The organism is Streptomyces cavernicola (assembly GCF_029968035.1).
GTDB classification, from domain to species: domain Bacteria; phylum Actinomycetota; class Actinomycetes; order Streptomycetales; family Streptomycetaceae; genus Streptomyces; species Streptomyces cavernicola.
Window position 1 is genome coordinate 159,715 of the sequence record NZ_JASCIQ010000008.1, and the last position, 18,192, is coordinate 177,906.

The following is an 18,192-nucleotide window of genomic DNA, read 5'->3' on the forward strand; positions in this document are numbered from 1 at the left end:
GGCCGGGTGCAGGTGCACCGGAGGCTGCTCGGGCTCAGGCTCAGGCAAGGAGCAGTGCCAGGCCGCCCAGGGTGTACGCCACCATCAGGCACAGGAGCGGCAGTTGGCCCGCCACGGCCCGGCCCGGCGGCAAGAGGCGGACCGAGCGGTCGTGTGCGGCGATCACGCCCAGGACGTGTCCCGCCACGATGGCGAGGACCTGGAGGGCGGCGAGACCGCCCGGATCCAGCGGGGGTTCGGGCGCGGCCGCGTTGTCAGTGCCGGATGCCACTATGACAGTGCGTGGCCCTTCGACGACGAGGAGTGTGAAGTAGTGGGCGATGAGATAGCCGAGGGCGATCGGGACGAGTGAGTGGGCGAACGCCGCGAGGGGGTGCGGCAGTTGTCCCGAGATGAGGCGCGTCGCGCCCGCGCACAGGGCATAGAGCGCGGCGACGAGTGCGACGGCGCCGAGCAGACCGAGAGTCGACGTGGGGGTGCGGCCGAGGGGTGACGTCTGGACGGTGTCGATCCAGGAGGGCGTGCCGGAGAAACCGTCGTAGGCGGTCGAGCCGAGCAGCACGCAGACGGTGGCGACGAGACCGGGGGCGGCCGGGGTCGCGTCGAGACCGTGCAGGGGATTGCGCAGGACGAGCCGGCCGTCAACGCGGCGGCCGAACGGGGAGAGGCGGGCGAGGAGCGTCGAGTACGCCTCGAAGGCGTCACCGTCGGCGAACCAGCGATCGCCGTGGCGGGCGGCCGCGGCGAGTTGGGCGGCGGCATAGACGGCGAGGGAGACCAGCAAGGTGGTGGTGGACGCGGGCTCCGTGGCGGCGAGTTCCAGCCACGTGAAGGCGAACAGCCCTGCGGCGGCCGGCCACATGCCCAGGCGCGCGGGCAGCGGGCGACCGGCGGCGGGGTCGCGGCGGACGGCACGGCAGGCCAGGGCGTGCACCGTGCGCAGCGGGTTGAGCATGCGCCATACGGGACCGAGGAGGAGGGACGCGGGGACGAGGCCCACCCAGAAGAGGACGTAGACGGTGCCGGGGGCCGGATTGCGGTCCGGGTCGTCCGGGCCGAGGAGGAGGTGCAGGACCACGAACAGGGCGGCGGCCAGGCCGAGTCCACGCAGGGCGGCACGGGTGACGTGGGCGTCGGCGAGCGCCTGCACGGCGGCGGGCAGGGCCAGACCCGAGCGGTCGCCCCGGAATCGGGAGGCCGACCAGAGCAGACCCAGCGCGAGGAAGGAGACGAAGAGGGCGGCGAACGCACCTGCGAAGGCGTAGAAGGGGGAGATGGGCAGATCATGCTGCGAGCCGATGCCGTGGGCGAGTTGAAGGAACCCGGGGCGGGGGGCTGGGGCGTCGGGCAGGTGGGCGAGCTCGCCGACGCCCGAGGGTGGCGTCGGTAGCGGCAGCGGTTTCGTCATCGGACGACGAGTTGGGTCAGGACCAGGCCCGAGTCATGGGTCTCGACCTCGAACAGGCCGGTGCGGTCGGCGCTGAAGGTCAAGGTGACGGGCTTGCCCGCCGGGAGCTCGGCCTCCTTGTCGTAGCCGTGCACATGCAAGGTGTCGGCCCGGTCGCTGGTCACCTTCAGGCGGACGCGCTCACCCCGCTTCAACTCGACGCGGTCCGGCGGGGGTTGGACCCTTCCGTCGGCGATGGCGATCGCGACGGTACGGGCGGCGTCCGAGCCCTCGTTCCCGTCCCGCCCCTCGCTCTTGCCCGAGCCCTCGTTCCCGTCGGAGCCCTCGTTCCACTCCGGGTGCTCGTGCCCTGCGCCTCCGTTCGACGCCCTGAGCCGGATGGTGGCTTCGATCGGCTTGCCGTCGACCGCCCACACCGTGTGGTCGTCGGCGTACAGGCGGACGGTGAGCCGGTGGCTGCCGCGCGGTACGAGGCTGCCCGGAAGGTGGAACCAACTGCCGTAGACCCGGGCGACCTTGCGGTCGTCCAGATACAGGTGGGCGTGCCCACGGCCCGGAAGGGCCGCGCCGCCCACGCTGTCCGGGGTGAAGCGGAAGTTCCGTGGAGAGAGGTGGACGTTCCAGCCGTCCTCCGAGTCGGTGCGTGCGGCGAGGGCGACCTCGGGGGCGCCCTCGTCGTCGACCTGCCGGAAGCGGTGGCCGTCGTCGTCCCTGGCGGCGAGCAGCTCGCCCGCCGAACCCGAGGCCTGCTCATGGCTGGTGCCCGGCTTGTGGTGGGTGGTGGGCCGCCCGCCGCAGCCGCCCAGCGCGCCGAGGACGAGGGCGAGTACCGCGGCGACCAGCACCACGGAGGGACGGGTCGCCCGACCGCTCGTGGATCTGGGCGTGTGCGTGGACCTGGGCGTGTGCGTGTGCCTGCACGTCGTCGTCATGCCGATGCCCCCGCCCCGGCGTCCGCCACCGCCCCCGCACTCCGCGAAGGTTCCCGTTCCGACGAGTCGGCGTCCGCGCCCGCACCGCCCCGGCCGGCCGCCGCGATCACCGCCCACAACACCCAGACCACGCCGAGCAGTCCACGGATCCAGGCCGGACCCAGCGGGATCCACGGGAGCATCACGACGGCCTTGTCGAAGGCGTCGAGGAGCGTCAGGGCGCCGAGTGCGACCGTCGTCCAGGCGAACACCGGGCGCGTACGCCGCAGAGCGAGGCCGAGCCCGGTCCACCAGGCCGCGAGGAAGAGGAGGGCGAGGGCGGGGACGTACGAAGAGGAGAGCGTCGTCGTCGCGCCCGCCACGTCCAGGGCGAGACCCACCGCGCCGAGTGCCGAGGCCACCGTGGCGAGGCGGACGTGGCGGAGCCTGCGCCACCACAGCACTCCCCCGACGAGCGCCAGGACCACCGCGCCGGCCAGGGCGATCTGCACCTCGACGCGTTCGAGGCCGCGCGCCCCGTACCAGTCGCAGCCCGCGGGCAGTCGGCGCGCCTGCACGTTGTAGTCGGCGCAGACGAGGAGTTGGGCAAGCTTGACCGGCTCGCCGGCGAGGCGGTCGGAGCCGCCGGAGACGTCCCCGCGGCGGGGGCCGCAGGCGGGCAGGGTGCGCGGCGAGGAGGCGCCGGCGTCGGCCTGCCAGCAGTTCGCCTCGCCCTGGCCGTCCCACCAGACGTCGGCGGCGTTGGGCCGGGAGCGGCCCTGCGGGTCCTTGCCGAGCACATTGGCGGCGTACCGGTTGTGGTGCGAGGTGTCGGTCTGCTTGGCCCAGGCCTCCTCGCCCCGGATGAATGCGGGCACCGCGTTCAGGTAGAACGCGGCGCGGTCGTGGCCGTACACCCAGTTCTTCTCGTAGAGGTTCCAGTTGCCGCCCGCGGTGATGATGCCGGTGCCGGGCGGCATGGAGATCTGCGGGCAGACCACGCCGTCCTCGTAGCCGCGCTCGACGGGCGGCTTGGCGCAGGTGCCGTCGGCGACGTTCCGGTAGTAGTCCTCGTTGTTGTCGTGGATGCGGTTGCGCTCGAACCGGGCGTGGTTCTGCGGGAGTCCGGGGTGGCCGGGGAAGGCGGAGTCCATGGAGGCGCCGCCCATGTTGTGGTCGAACTCGTTGTCGTGGACCCACACGGAGTCGCCCGCCGTGCCCGAGTAGCCGACCATGTTGTGGTGGCTGCGGCAGCCGGTGATCTCGATGGAGTAGCGGGGCACGTCGTAGCCGCGGCCGTCGTTGATGTTCGAGGCGCTGCCCGGGTAGATGCCGGAGTCGCCGTTGCCGTAGGACTCGCAGTTCTTGTAGAGGCCGTGGTCGCTGGCGAAGGTGAGGAAGCCGTACTCGTCGTTCCAGCGGGTCAGTACGTCGTCGATGACGAAGCCGTCGGCCGCGAGGACGTAGAGGGAGTTGAAGGTGGTGCGCTGGGCGGTGAAGTTCCTGAAGTAGATCCCGTCGCTGCCGTCCGCGCGGATCGCGTTGAGTTTCTGGTACTTGGCGTCGACGACGACGTCCGAGCGGGTCGCTCCGGTGCCCTCGATCTGCAGGTTCTTCTTGCCGAGGACGGCGACGAGGTTCTGGTTGTGCGGGCACCGCTGCTGCTGGGCGTACGACAGGATCTGGTAACCGAGTGCGGAATCGGGGGCCTTGAGACGTGCGCAGCCGCCCTTCGGCTTCGGCTGGGAGGGCTCCTCCTCGTACAGGCCGGGCAGGATCGCGATGTTCATGCCCGGCTCGTCGACGGCGTCGACGGCTTCCTGGAGGTGCCGGTAGCCCTCGTCCTGGCAGCGGTCGAAGAGCTTCAGGTTGCGCTCGCGCAGGCCCTTCGGGAAGGCGGACGTGCGGCGCTCGAAGTCGGCCCGGTCGGTCTTGCAGACGAGCAGGTCCGGTCTGCCCGTGCGGTACTCGGGCACGCTGCCCGAGCCGTCGGGGAAGGTGACGGGCCGCTCCTCGTGCGCCAGGGCCGTCGGGGCTGCGGCGAGGAGCGCGGCGGCGAGCGCCAGGAGCACGGCGAGGAACCTGCGGGTCCAGGACATGCGCGAGAGAGTAGAGCAATGTTCATCTTTTTGGAGCCCCTGCGGCACCGGTTCTTCAGGAACCCGCCGCGGGCGGCGTAAAAGTGAAGTCGGGTGCCTGTAGGGGCAGTTGCTCCTCCAGGCACCCGACTTCCGGTGCGGGGATCAGCGGATCAGGACCAGGAGGTCGCCCGCCTCCACCTGCTGGATCTCACCGATCGCGAGGCGGTCGACGGTGCCGCCGCGGGTCGCGGTGATGGTGGCCTCCATCTTCATCGCCTCGATGGTGGCGACGGTCTGCCCGGCCTCCACCGTGTCGCCCTCCGTCACCTGCAGGGTGACCACGCCCGCGAAGGGCGCCGCGACCTGGCGGTCGTCGTTCCGGTCCGCCTTCTCGGCGACCTTCACATCGGTGACGATGGAGGTGTCGCGTACCGGCACGGGCCTCAACTGGCCGTTGAGCGTGGCCAGTACGGTCCGGTAGCCGCGCTCGTCCGCCTCCGAGATCGCCTCCAGCTCGATGAGGAGGGTCACGCCCTGGCCGAGGGTGACGGTGTGCTCCGTCTCGGGTTCGAGGCCGTAGAAGAAGTCCTTGGTGTCGAGAACCGAGGTGTCGCCGTAGGCCTCGCGGTGGGTGTCGTACTCCTTCGTCGGGCCGGGGAACAGCAGCCTGTTGAGCGTGGCGCGGCGGTTCTTGGCGAGGCCGCCGCGGTCGTCCTCGGCGAGCCTGGCCGCCTCGGCGCGGGCGGGGCGGCCTTCGAGGGCGCGGGTTCTGAAGGGCTCGGGCCAGCCGCCCGGCGGGTCGCCGAGCTCGCCGCGGAGGAAGCCGATCACCGAGTCCGGCAGGTCGAACTTGGCCGGGTCGGTCTCGAAGTCGCTCGCCTCCACCCCGGCCCCGACGAGGTGCAGGGCGAGGTCGCCGACGACCTTGGAGGACGGGGTGACCTTCACGAGGCGGCCGAGCATCCGGTCGGCGTGCGCGTAGCAGTCCTCGATCAGTTCGAAGCGGTCGCCGAGGCCGAGCGCGATGGCCTGCTGGCGCAGGTTGGACAGCTGGCCGCCGGGGATCTCGTGGTGGTACACGCGCCCGGTGGGCGAGGCGAGCCCTGACTCGAAGGGCCCGTAGACCTTGCGGACGGCCTCCCAGTACGGCTCCAGGTCACCGACTGCCTGCAGGGACAGGCCTGTTGCGCGCTCGGTGTGGTCGGTGGCGGCGACCAGAGCCGACAGGGAGGGCTGGCTCGTGGTGCCCGCCATGGACGCCACGGCCGCGTCGACGGCGTCCACGCCCGCGTCGATCGCCGCGACGAGCGTGGCGAGCTGGCCGCCCGCCGTGTCGTGGGTGTGCAGGTGCACGGGCAGGTCGAAGCGCTCCCGCAGCGCGGTGACGAGCTTCCTTGCGGCAGGCGGGCGGAGCAGTCCGGCCATGTCCTTGACGGCGAGGACGTGCGCCCCTGCCTCGACGATCTCCTCGGCGAGCCGCAGGTAGTAGTCGAGGGTGTAGAGCTGCTCGCCGGGGTCGCTGAGGTCGCCGGTGTAGCAGAGGGCGACCTCGGCGACGGCGGTGCCCGTGGCCCGTACGGCGTCGATCGCGGGACGCATCTGCGCGACGTCATTGAGCGCGTCGAAGATACGGAAGATGTCCATGCCGGTCGCGGCGGCCTCGGCGACGAACGCGTCGGTCACCTCGGTCGGGTACGGGGTGTAGCCGACGGTGTTGCGGCCGCGAAGCAGCATCTGCGTACAGATGTTGGGCACTTCCTCGCGCAGCGCCGCGAGCCGCTCCCACGGGTCCTCGGCGAGGAACCGCAGCGCCACGTCGTACGTCGCTCCGCCCCAGCACTCCAGGCTCAGCAGCTCGGGCGCCGAGCGGGCGACGTGCGGGGCGACGGCGAGCAGGTCGCGGGTGCGGACACGGGTGGCGAGCAACGACTGGTGCGCGTCCCGGAACGTGGTGTCGGTGACCGACACCGCGCTCTGCCTACGCAGCTCGGCCGCGAACCCCTCGGGCCCGAGCTCGGCCAGGCGCTGGCGCGAGCCCGGCGGCGGGGTGGTGGTGAGGTCGACGGCCGGGAGCTTGACCCGGGGTTCGACGACGGCGGGCCGCGGCCCGTGCGGCTTGTTGACGGTGGTCTCGGCGAGGTAGTGCAGGATGCGGCTGCCCCGGTCGGCCGGCGGGCGGGACCGCAGCAGCTCCGGGCGCTCGTCGATGAAGCTCGTCGTGACGTCGCCCGCCTGGAAGTCCGGGTCGTCGAGGAGCGCGGCCAGGAACGGCAGGTTGGTGGAGACGCCGCGGATCCGGAACTCGGCGATGGCCCGCCGCGCCCGGCCCGCGGCGGTCGCGAAGTCGTGGCCGTGGCAGGTCAGTTTCACCAGCATGGAGTCGAAGTGGGCGCTGACCTGCGCGCCGGTGTGCATGGTGCCGCCGTCGAGCCGGACGCCGGGACCGCCCGGCGAGCGGTACGCGGAGATCGTGCCGGTGTCGGGACGGAAGCCGTTGGTGGGGTCCTCCGTGGTGATACGGCACTGCAGCGCGGCCCCGGAAAGCACGATGTCGGCCTGGGACAGGCCGAGTTCGGGCAGGGTCGCCCCGGCGGCGATGCGCAGCTGCGCCATCACCAGGTCCCGCCCCGTGACCTGCTCGGTCACCGTGTGCTCGACCTGGATACGGGGGTTCATCTCGATGAAGACGTGGTGGCCGCGCTCGTCCACGAGGAACTCGACGGTGCCCGCGTTGACGTACCCGATGTGCCGGGCGAAGGCGACCGCGTCGGCGCAGATCCGCTCCCGCAGCCCCGGGTCGAGATTCGGGGCGGGGGCGATCTCGACGACCTTCTGGTGGCGGCGCTGCACCGAACAGTCCCGCTCGTAGAGGTGGACGACGTTGCCCTCGGCGTCGGCGAGGATCTGCACCTCGATGTGGCGGGGGTTGATGACCGCCTGCTCCAGGAAGACCGTCGGGTCGCCGAAGGCTGACTCGGCCTCCCGCATCGCCGCCTCGATGGCGTCGCGCAGCTCACCGGAGGTGGCGACCCGGCGCATGCCGCGCCCGCCGCCGCCCGCGACGGCCTTCACGAACAGCGGGAACCCGACGTCCTCGGCACCGGCGAGCAGCGCCTCGACGTCCGTCGACGGCGGCGAGGAGGCGAGCACGGGCACACCGGCCTCGCGCGCGGCGGCGACCGCGCGCGACTTGTTGCCGGTCAGGTTCAGGACGTCCGCGGGCGGGCCGACGAAGGTGATGCCCGCATCGGCGCAGGCCGCGGCCAGGTGCGGGTTCTCCGAGAGGAAGCCGTAGCCCGGGTAGACCGCGTCCGCGTCGGCCTGCCGGGCGGCCTTGATCACCTCGTCGACCGACAGGTACGCCCGTACGGGGTGGCCGCGCTCGCCGATCAGATACGACTCGTCCGCCTTCGCCCGGTGCAGCGAGTTGCGGTCTTCGTGCGGGAAGACCGCGACCGTGGAGACACCGAGCTCGAACGCGGCCCGGAACGCCCGGATCGCGATCTCGCCACGGTTGGCCACGAGAACTTTGGTGAACATCCGACTCCTCAACGTCGGTGGCGGAACGTGGTGGGGTGGTGCACGGGTGTGTGATGCCTCGCCCGCACCGGTCCGATGCGTCGGCCCGCGCCGAATCGGTGGAGAGATAGATCACCCGGCCCGCCCAGGCTCGCCGGTACCGGCCAGCTTGTGCTGGCACAGGGGGCTGCGCAACCGGTCTGCGACTACGGATCCGGGCGGGGAGGGGCGGGGCTTGCCGAGGGCGGGGGCGGGCCTGACGTCAGGGCGGGGGCGGGGCCGGGCCGGGAGTGTTCACGGCCGCCTGTCCGTGGCCGGTGGTGTTCACGCCACATGCGCGCATACGTCGTCGAGCATTTCCATGGCGAGGAGGCCGCGCTGCTGGCTGTGGACGAGCCGGGGGATGCGAAGAACGGAACCCACACCGTCGCCGTCCAACACCAATAGGTCCTCCCGGAGGCGTGACGCTTTCGCGAACGCTTCTCCGGGACCGGCGTCAGGCAGACGAAGGCCGCTCCAGCGTCCGGCGAATGCCCAGGTGTGCGGCTCATTTCGACCTCAGGCCACAAGGAACAAGCTGAGACGACGTGGTCTTTCCCGTGCCCACGTCACCGACGGGACGGGGCCGGCGCCGCTATGGGGTAGGACCGTGGGCGAGTTCTCGGCCGAGCCGCGTGAGGGTGTGGAGCATGGCGGAGCGCTGCCGACTGCTGCTGATCAGTCCGGCGTTGCGGAGCGTGCTGGCGTGTTGACTGGCGGAGGGGATGGACACTCCGCTGCGCAGGGCGAGTTCGCTGGTCGAGCAGGGTGTGTCGAGTGAGCACAGGACGGTGGCGCGGGTCCGCCCGAGCAGGGCGCTCAGGGCCGCGCGCGGTGTGTTCGCCGGTCGGGACTGGTGGGTAGCCGGATAGACCAGGATCGGTGGCAGTTCAGGGTCGATGAAGGTGACGGGGAATCGGGTGCAGAAGTACGAGGGGATCAGGGTGATGCCCCGCCCCTTGAGGTGCAGGTCGCGGTCGCGGGGGTAGCTGCAGGTAAGCGTCGGGGCAGTCCATCGGCCGCATAGCTCGAGGCTCTGCAGAAGCTGTCCGACCCCGCCGTCGAGGACGTCGCGGCTGCGGCGGGCGCGTTCGCCGTGGACACACTGATCGACCCGTGGCCAGTGCGGTGCGAGGAACTCGTCGTGATACACGGCAAGGGCATGTCCGAGTTCCTGCTGGACCGGCTGATCCCCGTCGGCCAGCCGGCGCACCCACATCGGTGCGGCACGGTGGTCGAAGGCTTGGGCCAGGTCCTGTCTGAGCCTCCCCGCCGGAGTGGACCGGACCAGGTCGAGGGAGGCGTCGAAGCGTCCCGGATTCGCCGGGGTCAGGAAGTCGGGGAAGCCCCCGCGCGGCGGCACCAGCGTGGTCAACAGCCGCACCACGCGCCGGTGATCGCTCGCGGTGAGGCGTGCCCGGACGTGCCGCAGCCACGGCCCGTACACGGCGGCAGGCCGACGTGACTGAAGGATGTGCAGGCTGTTCACCAGCTCCCACATCACATCGGGCGAGGCAGACACCACAGTGCGGGCCAGATCGTCCGCAGTGAAGTGGATACGCAGTGCCATGAACCGTTCCCCCCAACGGTGTTCGGCGTGCTGGATCGCTATGGGCTGATCCGATTCTCCTCAAGTCCTCAGGGCGTTACGTGAGATCCGATTCGCTCCAGGCGGAGCACTTGGCCTTCTTGCTGAAGGACGTACACACCTTGATCTTGACTTCGCGGTTCTCCTTGAAGTTCTCGTCGATGGTCCGGTAGCTCTTGCCCTTGCTGCTGTACGTCCGCTTCTTGTATCCGTCGACCTTGAGCAGGACCTTGGTGGAGTGGCCGTTTCGGTAGTGGTCCAGGATTCCGATGCTGTCGCCGTCCGGCTCGAACCAGGCGAAGGTGCGGTTCTCCTTGGTCGTGTAACACCCCGCGCTGATGTCGGCCAGGTCCTGCGTGTAGCACTTCGTCTTTTTGCGTGACGCTGCGGCCGATTCGGGCGGAGACACGGAGAGAGACGAGGATGCGGACGCGCCGACCGCGATCCGGACTTGTTCGGCTTGTTGTCCGGCGAATGCAGTCCCCGTGCCGGCCGTAATTCCACCTCCAGCGACCAGGAAGAGACAAGCGGCGGCAGTCACATTCCGCCGTGCTTTCATGTGTTTTCCTCCGTATCGCTGTCGCTGCTGTCGCCGCGGTGGCAACCGCCTTCTGTTCCGAGTCGGCCGCGGGCGGAAGGCGCTCAGATCCTTTTCACGTCACGCGCCCAATGCCGAGGCCGACAGGGGAACTTTCCTTTGCGACGCGCGCTGCGGCCAGCAGTTTCGACGCTGGCCGAAACACCTGGCGAGAGCACGGGGAGCAGCCCTAGCGTTCGCGTTGTCATGCCCTGAGCGACAAAGGGAGGGGCGTGATGATTCGGAACGCTGAAGTTCGCGAAGGCCGACAGGGCCACCGAGCCGAAACCGACGACGGTCCGAGTGCGGCGAAGAGAGAAAAAGCGTCCTGGTACTGGACCTTCGACCACATCGTCCTCGACGAGCTCACCCCCGGAAACCGATTTCACCCAGAAACGCGCTGACATCAACAGACAGGGAGCACATGGTGCGCTTATCGAGCCTGCCGTCCATAGCCGCCGCCCTCGTGGCCGCCGGGGCACTTGCCGTCAGTACGCCGGCGGCCTCGGCCGACACCGGGCCGGCCGCAGCCTTGGCCGAAGCGAAGGCCCAGGCCGAAGCACAGACCGGGAAACGGGACTGCTTTGTCGGCAACATCAACAACGGCGACAAGTGGACCGCCTACGCCCAGAATCCCACGCACCCCGGACAGGCAACCTGGTACGAGCACGGGGACAGGCTCAAGATCGTGGATTCCCTGTCCGACGGCAACCGCACCATCGGGAGTATCCGCTGGTGCTCCGGTGGCGACTGGTCGAAGTGGCACAACTACGACTCCGGTCCGGACGAGGGCAACATCGATGTCCGGTGGAAGAACTTCGACTTGAAGGAGGGCCGCAAGGTCCAGATCCTCGCCTGCCGGGACAACGGCGGGGACGGTGACCGCTGCGGGAAGACCGTCAGCGCCAACGCCTGACACGTCCGGTTCCGGCGAGTCCGCCGACAACCACCAAACGGGAGGGATCTTCTTGATGAGGAAAACACTGGTGACAGCCGCTGCCGGCCTACTGGCCCTCGGCATGGCCACAGCTGCTCAGGCAACCAACAGCGACACCACGGCCCGGTTCGAAGTTCAGGGCAAGTCGAGCTGCCCCGACGGGTACGTGTGCGTGTGGAACAACAACTCGTTCTCCGGAAAGCCGAAATGGAAGTCGAAGGGCAACCTGAACAGGGACGTGTTCTCGGCCGACGGGATCTCCATCCTCAACAACGGAACGCGTTACCCGGGCGCAGACCACATCTACTACAAGTACACCTACCAGCCTGGCGGAAAGGAGGTCTCGGGCTGTCTGCACTACCCCGGAAGCACCCCGAACAGCAAGAAGACCTATACGGGTGTGGTCCTGAACTATGCGCAGTGGGGCGGCGAATGCTGACCTGAGTTGACTTCCGCTCATCGGCACCGGCAGCCCTGGCGCCTGCGGGCTCTCCGGAAAGAGAGCTACAAGGCCCGTCCGAGGAGCGGAAGCCCACACTGGCCGGTTCAGGTCATCCGTGTCCTGGCCTGGCTACCTCCCCTTGTTGTGGACATCGCCCGGGGAGGTGCGCCCCCGGAGCCCGTCCTCCGGGGGCTGTCGCATGTCCCCCCGAGGACCGAGCGCAGCGTCCGCGGCGCGACGTGGCGCGCTGGTGGACGATCCCGGCGAAGCGGCGAACTCGCCCTGCACATCGGGCTGTCCGCGGCGAGGGCCGGCAGGCACGCGGACGGCGCTCCGGGAGGCGGGCCTGATCACCAGCATCCGGCACGGCGGCGAGGTGCAGCACTTCGCGCCCCGTGGGCGCGGAACTGTCGGGGCGCGGGGCGGCACATCCTTCCTGAAGCCTCGCCGGAGCCTGGAGGTCCGTTTGCCTCAGGGCCAAACCTTCTGGCCGTGGCCGCAACCCGTCTCCTCTAATGGCACCACTGGTCATGGCCACACCAGGTGGCATGCCACAACGGGGAGGAAACCAAGTGAAGAGAAGCATGGCTGTGCTACTGGGCGGGGTCCTGGCAGCGGCCGCGCTCAGCGCACCCACGGCCGCCGCGCAGGACCCGCTCGCCGACCGCCCGGACTTCAAGGCCCCCTACCAGTGCAAGGAGAAGGGCTGGACCTACTTCGGCGGGCACGACTACACAGGCGCACTGGACATCAACAAGGGCTCGGGCAACTCGGACCTGGGCGAGCCGATCCTCGCCTCGGCCGGCGGCAAGGTGAACGTCGCGACAGACAGCAAGGCCGGGAAGTACGTGGAGATCGACCACGGCGGCGGCTGGCAGACGCGCTATCTGCACCTGCAGAGCCAGACCGTCAAGGACGGCGCGAAGGTCCAGCAGGGCGACCGGATCGGCACGCTGGGCAACACCGGAGATGCCCCGCTGGCGCACCTCCACTTCGACCAGCGCCTCAACGGCAAGGGCGTGGAGGTCCACCTCGAAGGCAAGAACCTCTACCCCTACCCCCCGAACGACAGCGAGCGGAAGGAACTGGTCAGCTCCAACTGCGGCGGCGACGGCGACGACCCGGGTGAGCCAGGCCCCGAGCCGAAGGCCACCACCCTCGAGTACACCGGGGACAAGAGCATCTCCAACGGCTCGGACGCCAAGCTCTCCGCCGTACTGAAGACCAAGAAGTCGGAGAAGCCGGTCAAGAACCGCGTGGTGTCCTTCAAGCTCGGTACGGGTGAATCCGCCGAGACCTGCAAGGACAAGACCGACGCCAAGGGCAAGGCCTCCTGCCCGGTCCCGGTGACCGGGCAGAAGCTGACGGACGACGCCGAGGTGCCGCTCACCGCGACCTTCAAGGGCGACAGCTCGTACGGGAAGTCCAAGGACAACGCGGACCTCAAGCTCCAGCATGTGGAGGGCCGTTCCTACGGCCTCTCCGCCGAGGTCCCGCTCCCGCTGGTCCCGGTGAACATCGACCCGACGCCGGACACCGGCCCCGTCCGCGCGGCGGGCGCGGAGACCGAGGGACCGGAGTGCGTGAAGGGCGTCGACGCGCTCGTCCTGGACGTCAAGGCGCTCTGCGCGAAGGTCGCCACCCGGACCGGCCCGAGCAGCGCCACGTCGACCGCCACCGTCGCCGACGCGAACATCGGCCTGCCTGGGCTGCCCGTGATCGGCGTCTCCGGGCTGACGTCGAAGTCGACGAGCAGCTGCACGAAGTCCAAGGGGAGCGTCAGCCTGGAACTGACCGTGGCCGGCAAGGCGGTCGAGCTCCCGAGCACCCCGGGCTTCGAGGTCGACTTGGGCCCCGCGGGCAAGCTCGTGGTCAACGAGCAGACCCGAGTGAAGGGCGCCGACAAGGGCCTGACGGTCAACGCCGTACACCTGACGACACTCGGGGGTGCGGACGTGGTGCTCGGCTCCAGCACCTCCAGCGCGCACAACTGCAAGTAGGCCAAGTAGGCAGGAAGAACGACAAGGAGAACTGAGGGGAATCGCAAGGAGACCCCCGTGCCCAACCGCGCCCCGCCGAGCCCGCGCTCGGCGGGGCATCGGGTCATCAGCGCATCAGGGCATCAGGGCATCAGGGCATCAGGGCATCAGGGCATCAGGCAGCACCCTCCAGGCTGCCGCTCGGCACAGCCCCCGCAGCCACGCCGAGGAAGTCGCGCGCGCCCAACTCGGCCAGGACAAACCCCGGTTGGCCGGCGCGAAGATCTACGGCACGCTCGACCGTGCTCGCGGCGCAGGGGATCCCAACCCCGGGCGGGCCGCGCAAGGGAGTTCGGGGAGCTCTTCCGGCTCGGGGAAGGTGGACTGCCCACCGATGCCGCGCCGTCGGAGCCGTAAGACGCGCGCCCGTAGCGCTGCCGCATCGACCGATCGGTTGATCCTGTCGTCGCCGAACGGCGCACGGAACGCAGCCGGGTTGTCGAGGGCCTGGGCCTGAGTCGTCCCGAAACTGAGGGGGCAGAGCGGGAACGCCGGCTTCCCGCACCATCCCGGTCATTCCGGTACACCTTGAGGAGCCCCCGTTGAAGCACGCGAAGAAGCCACTCCGTACGCGGGTACTGATCGGCGCGGGCGTCGCCGCCGCCGTGGCCGCGGGAACCGCCGGTGTGCTCTCCGCCAACGCGACCGAGACCGAGCCGGCCGCCGCCGTCACGGAGGCCGCCGCGGAGAACCTGCGGGAGACCAGCCACCTGACCGTCGACGCCGCGACCAAGGCCGCGCAGGCCGCGCTCGACGCCGCCGAGAAGGAGAACCAGCGCATCACCGTCGCGGTCGTCGACCGCAACGGCAACACCATCGTCACCCTGCGCGGCGACGGCGCGGGCCCGCAGTCGTACGAGTCGGCGGAGCGGAAGGCGTACACGGCCGTCTCCTGGAACGCGCCGACCTCCGAGCTGGTGAAGCGCCTTGAGCAGGCCCCGAACCTGAAGGACATCCCGGGCACCCTGTTCCTGGGCGGTGGCGCCCCGGTCGCCGAGGAGGGCACTCCGATCGCGGGCATCGGTGTGGCCGGTGCGCCGTCGGGCGAACTGGACGAGAAGTTCGCCAAGGCCGGCGTCGCCGCGCTCGGCCAGTAGGCCCCAACACGCGGGCGGCACTCGGGAGTTCCCTGCCGGGTGCCGCCTGCTCGTGTCTCTCCCCCTGTTCGTCTCCGAGCCTCAGAGGTGCAGCACGCTCTGGCCGAGCGCGGCGGCGACGATGAACGAGGAGCTGTACGTCAGCAGCGCCACGACCACGATCTTCCAGCTCAGCTGGCGCAGCGCCTGGATGTCACGGCCGAGGGTCAGGCCGATCATGGCCAGGCCCGGCAGGCCGATCAGCATCGCGTCGAGGTTCTCCATGACGTGGCCCAGCCAGGCCCCGGTCGGCAGGAAGTCGGCCGACAGGATCGTGGCGATGCCCAGGACGAAGACGCTGGCCGGGATGACGGAGATCCGCTTGCCGAGCGCGAAGCACACGCGGGTGAGGAGCAGCAGGAACGCGACGCCGATCGCGTCCTCGACCGAGATGGAGCGGGTGCCGAGCGCGTTGATCAGCAGCGCACCGAGGCCCACGATCGCGTAGGCGATGGCCTGCACGCGCGGCGGTGTCGCCACGTCCGGGTCGCGGACGACCTCCAGGACGGGCCGGTCGTCGTCGTCATCGGCCTTCTCCGCTGCGACACCCGAGCCGCTTCCGGCGGTGGCGCTTTCGGCCGTGGTGCTTCCGGCCTTGGCGATCCGCCGGCCGTTGTCGTCCCGGCCGAACACCCGGCTCCAGAACGTGTAGAGGCGGCGGCACAGCGGCAGCGCCAGGAAGATCCCGGAGTAGAAGCCCACGAGGTTCGTGACGAGGTTGGACAGGGCCGCGAGCGCGGTGATCTCCGCCGCCTGGTCGGGGTAGATCAGCGACAGCGCGCCCACGCCGCCCAGCATCATCGAACCGGAGCCCAGGCCGAGGCCCAGGGCGAGCGCGAGCGGGCTGAAGATGCCGAGGCTGCCGAGCCCGCCGGCGAGCAGCGAGATGTACAGGGCGCCGAAGACCGAGCCGAGCACCCACACCGAGAAGACGCCCCGGTACTCGGGCGACCGCACCCCGAACCGCTCGATGGCGAACGCCAGATAGGACTCGCGGTCGATGGACCAGGTGGCCCCGACGGCCGCGCGGCCGAGGCCGAGACCGACCGCCACCGGCAGGGCGAGCAGCACCGTGCCGAAGATGTGGCCGACCTCCTGCAGCACGATGGCGGGGCCGAGGTTGGTGAACTTGGCCAGGGAAGGGCCGATCTCGGTGCCGAGGCGGGCCAGGAACAGGACGATGCTGATCTCCAGGAGCACCGTCGACACGGACCGGGTCGCCCCCGACACCGGCCGCCACTGCTGCACGCCGACGATGCCGCCGATCAGGACCGCCCAGATGATCGGGAACAGCGCGATCGCGGCCGGACCTATCTCGAAGGTGTGCTCGCCGATGAGCACGGCGACGAGGGAGATCGCGGTGGACAGCACCGTGGCGGTCACCCAGTGGGCACAGGTGACCTTCCCCGCCGGAGGGTCGGCAGGAGAACCGGCAGGAGAACCGGCCTGAGAACTGGCCGGGGAACTGGCCGGAGGGCTGGGGGCGGTGGTCGTGTCGTGGGTCAGATCCATGACTGTCTCCGCAACAAGGAGGCGACGTTCGGTACCGGCTCTCCCGGGAGGGCCGTTTGGTATACCGGAAAAGGTGCACCGGCTACCGGGCTCCTGTCCATACCCCTGGCAGCAGGGATTTTTATTTCGGCCTTAACCGCCGACGCAGCGAAGTCTTCCGCTTTGGTATACCGGTTGCTACGATCCCTGGACCTCGCGCCCCATCCCCCACGCCCCGTCCCCGCGCCCCGTCCCGCCGTCCCTCGCGCCGCGCCTCGTTCCCGGCCGGGGAGACCGGCCCGGAAACGTCCAGGAGGTCCTGTGCGCACGCGTTGGCACGCCGGCCACATCGTCGCCCACCAGCACGGCCGTCACACTCTGCTGCGAGACGGCGAGGTCGTCTGGGAGGACGACGTCATCGTCTATGTCGGACCGCGCTACGAAGGCCCCGTCGACGAGGAGGTCGACCTCGGCGACTCCCTGGTCATGCCGGGCCTCATCGACCTCGACGCGCTCACCGACATCGACCACCTCGTCCTCGACTCGTGGTCCACGCCCGAGCGGGCCCCCGGACTCCAGTGGTCGCAGGAGTACTTCACCGACCGGCGGCGCGACGTCTTCACCCCGGCCGAGCGCCGCACCGTACGTGAGTACGCGCTCGTGCAACTCGCCCTGCACGGCATCACCACGTACATGCCGATCGCCTCCGAGATCCACAGCTCCTGGGCCGAGCCGTACGACGAACTGGTCGGCATGGCCGAGACCTCGCGCCGCATCGGCCTGCGCGGCTACCTCGGACCGGCCTACCGCTCCGGCGTCAACGTGGCCCTGCCGGACGGCAGTCGGGACGTGGCCTTCGACGAGGAGCAGGGACGGGCGGGCCTCCGCGACGCGGTGCGGTTCCTCGACCACCTGGACAAGCTCGACGACCCGCTGCTCACCGGCGTGCTCCTTCCGTGCCGCATCGAGACCCTCACCGAGGAGCTGATGCGCGACACCGCGACCGTGGCCCGGGAACGTGACGCGCTCGTACGGCTGCACGCTCTGCAGGGCGTACTGGAACGGGAGTTGGTCGAGCGCCGGCACGGCGTCACCCCGCTGCAGCTCCTCGGCCGCACCGGTCTCCTCGACACCCGTCTGCTCATCCCGCACGGCCTGGTCCTCGACCGGCACCCCGACGTCCACGGCGAGGACCGCGGCGACCTGGAGACGCTCGTCAAGGCCGGCGTCTCCGTCATCCACTGCCCGCAGACCTCGCTGCGCTACGGCGCGGTCCTCCGCTCGTTCGGCAGCTACCTGGAGGCGGGGCTCAACCTGTGCCTCGGCACCGACTCCTTCCCGCCCGACCTGGTGCGCGGCATGGACGTCGGCATCCACCTGGCCAAGGTCATCGACGGACGGCACGACGCGGCGACGGCCGAGCAGTACGTGGAAGCGGCGACCCTCGGCGGCGCCCGCGCGCTCGGTCGCAGCGACCTCGGCAGGCTGGAGCCCGGGGCGCAGGCCGACCTCGTGGCGTTCCGCATCGACGACATCCGCGACGGGGTGCAGGACGACCCGGTCCGTACGTTCCTGCTCAACGGCACCGCACGGCAGGCCACGCACAGCGTGGTCGCGGGCCGGCCCGTCCTGGTCGACGGCTCCGTCCCCGGCGTCGACCTCGAAGACCTGCGGCTGCGCGCCCAGGACCTGTTCACGCGCATGCGCGCGGCGTACAGCGAACGCGACATCCTGCGGCGCGACAGCAGCGAGCTGTTCCCGCCCACGTTCCCGGCGTTCGACGCGACGCCGGGCGCGACGCCCGCCTGAGGAGACCCCCCTCCCGCTCAAGCCGACCGGCGCCACGAGGACCGGTCGCACCAACGGCTCGGGCCCACCCCGCACAGGGATGGGCCCGAGCCGTCGGCGTACGTACCCGCCCGCAGATCGACATTCCGGCCGCCCCACCCCGGGCCCAACTCGCCCCAGCCCACGGCGCGTTCACCCGTAGCCGCAGGTCACGTACGCGGCGGCCGCTTCGGCGT

The 18,192-nt window shown here is 70.4% G+C and carries 12 protein-coding genes; 5 read left to right on the plus strand and 7 right to left on the minus strand.

Annotated elements, in window-relative coordinates:
• Window positions 1-40: 40 nt before the first annotated feature.
• From QIS96_RS10150 to QIS96_RS10175, 6 genes are all read right to left on the minus strand, one after another.
• Window positions 41-1,408, minus strand: coding sequence for a hypothetical protein (locus QIS96_RS10150; RefSeq protein ID WP_282542132.1), 1,368 nt, complete (start codon window positions 1,406-1,408; stop codon window positions 41-43).
• Window positions 1,405-2,256, minus strand: a complete 852-nt coding sequence (locus tag QIS96_RS10155; RefSeq protein WP_408907152.1) for a cupredoxin domain-containing protein — start codon at window positions 2,254-2,256, stop codon at window positions 1,405-1,407. Before QIS96_RS10155 ends, QIS96_RS10150 begins: the two co-directional genes overlap by 4 nt.
• Before the next feature lie 80 nt (window positions 2,257-2,336).
• Entirely contained in the window at window positions 2,337-4,418 is a 2,082-nt protein-coding gene (locus QIS96_RS10160; protein ID WP_282542133.1) for a right-handed parallel beta-helix repeat-containing protein, read from the minus strand.
• Between the two features lie 144 nt (window positions 4,419-4,562).
• Entirely contained in the window at window positions 4,563-7,940 is a 3,378-nt protein-coding gene (locus tag QIS96_RS10165; RefSeq protein WP_282542134.1) for a pyruvate carboxylase, read from the minus strand.
• A 613-nt stretch (window positions 7,941-8,553) separates the two neighbouring features.
• Window positions 8,554-9,528, minus strand: coding sequence for a transcriptional regulator (locus QIS96_RS10170; RefSeq protein WP_282542135.1), 975 nt, complete (start codon window positions 9,526-9,528; stop codon window positions 8,554-8,556).
• A gap of 76 nt (window positions 9,529-9,604) precedes the next feature.
• On the minus strand, window positions 9,605-9,955 hold the full coding sequence (locus tag QIS96_RS10175; RefSeq protein WP_282542136.1) for a hypothetical protein: 351 nt from the start codon (window positions 9,953-9,955) through the stop codon (window positions 9,605-9,607).
• Between the two features lie 592 nt (window positions 9,956-10,547).
• On the opposite strand from QIS96_RS10175, the gene QIS96_RS10180 reads away from it, so the two are divergent.
• The 4 genes from QIS96_RS10180 to QIS96_RS10195 all read left to right on the plus strand — a co-directional run bounded on the left by QIS96_RS10180 (window position 10,548) and on the right by QIS96_RS10195 (window position 14,638).
• A complete protein-coding gene (locus QIS96_RS10180; RefSeq protein WP_282542137.1) occupies window positions 10,548-11,039 on the plus strand; it encodes a hypothetical protein in 492 nt (163 codons plus the stop codon).
• A gap of 70 nt (window positions 11,040-11,109) precedes the next feature.
• The gene (locus QIS96_RS10185; RefSeq protein WP_282542138.1) at window positions 11,110-11,499 is read left to right on the plus strand and encodes a peptidase inhibitor family I36 protein; all 390 of its coding nucleotides are present in this window, start codon (window positions 11,110-11,112) and stop codon (window positions 11,497-11,499) included.
• 587 nt (window positions 11,500-12,086) lie between these two features.
• A complete protein-coding gene (locus QIS96_RS10190; protein ID WP_282542139.1) occupies window positions 12,087-13,502 on the plus strand; it encodes a M23 family metallopeptidase in 1,416 nt (471 codons plus the stop codon).
• Window positions 13,503-14,083: 581 nt separating this feature from the next.
• Window positions 14,084-14,638, plus strand: coding sequence for a GlcG/HbpS family heme-binding protein (locus QIS96_RS10195; RefSeq protein WP_282542140.1), 555 nt, complete (start codon window positions 14,084-14,086; stop codon window positions 14,636-14,638).
• A gap of 81 nt (window positions 14,639-14,719) precedes the next feature.
• Here the strand turns inward: QIS96_RS10195 and QIS96_RS10200 are convergent, their stop codons facing one another.
• Complete coding sequence (locus QIS96_RS10200) at window positions 14,720-16,060, minus strand: DUF3100 domain-containing protein (RefSeq protein WP_282542141.1); 1,341 nt, start codon at window positions 16,058-16,060, stop codon at window positions 14,720-14,722.
• A 429-nt stretch (window positions 16,061-16,489) separates the two neighbouring features.
• On the opposite strand from QIS96_RS10200, the gene QIS96_RS10205 reads away from it, so the two are divergent.
• On the plus strand, window positions 16,490-17,977 hold the full coding sequence (locus tag QIS96_RS10205; RefSeq protein ID WP_282542142.1) for a chlorohydrolase family protein: 1,488 nt from the start codon (window positions 16,490-16,492) through the stop codon (window positions 17,975-17,977).
• Window positions 17,978-18,192: the final 215 nt, after the last annotated feature.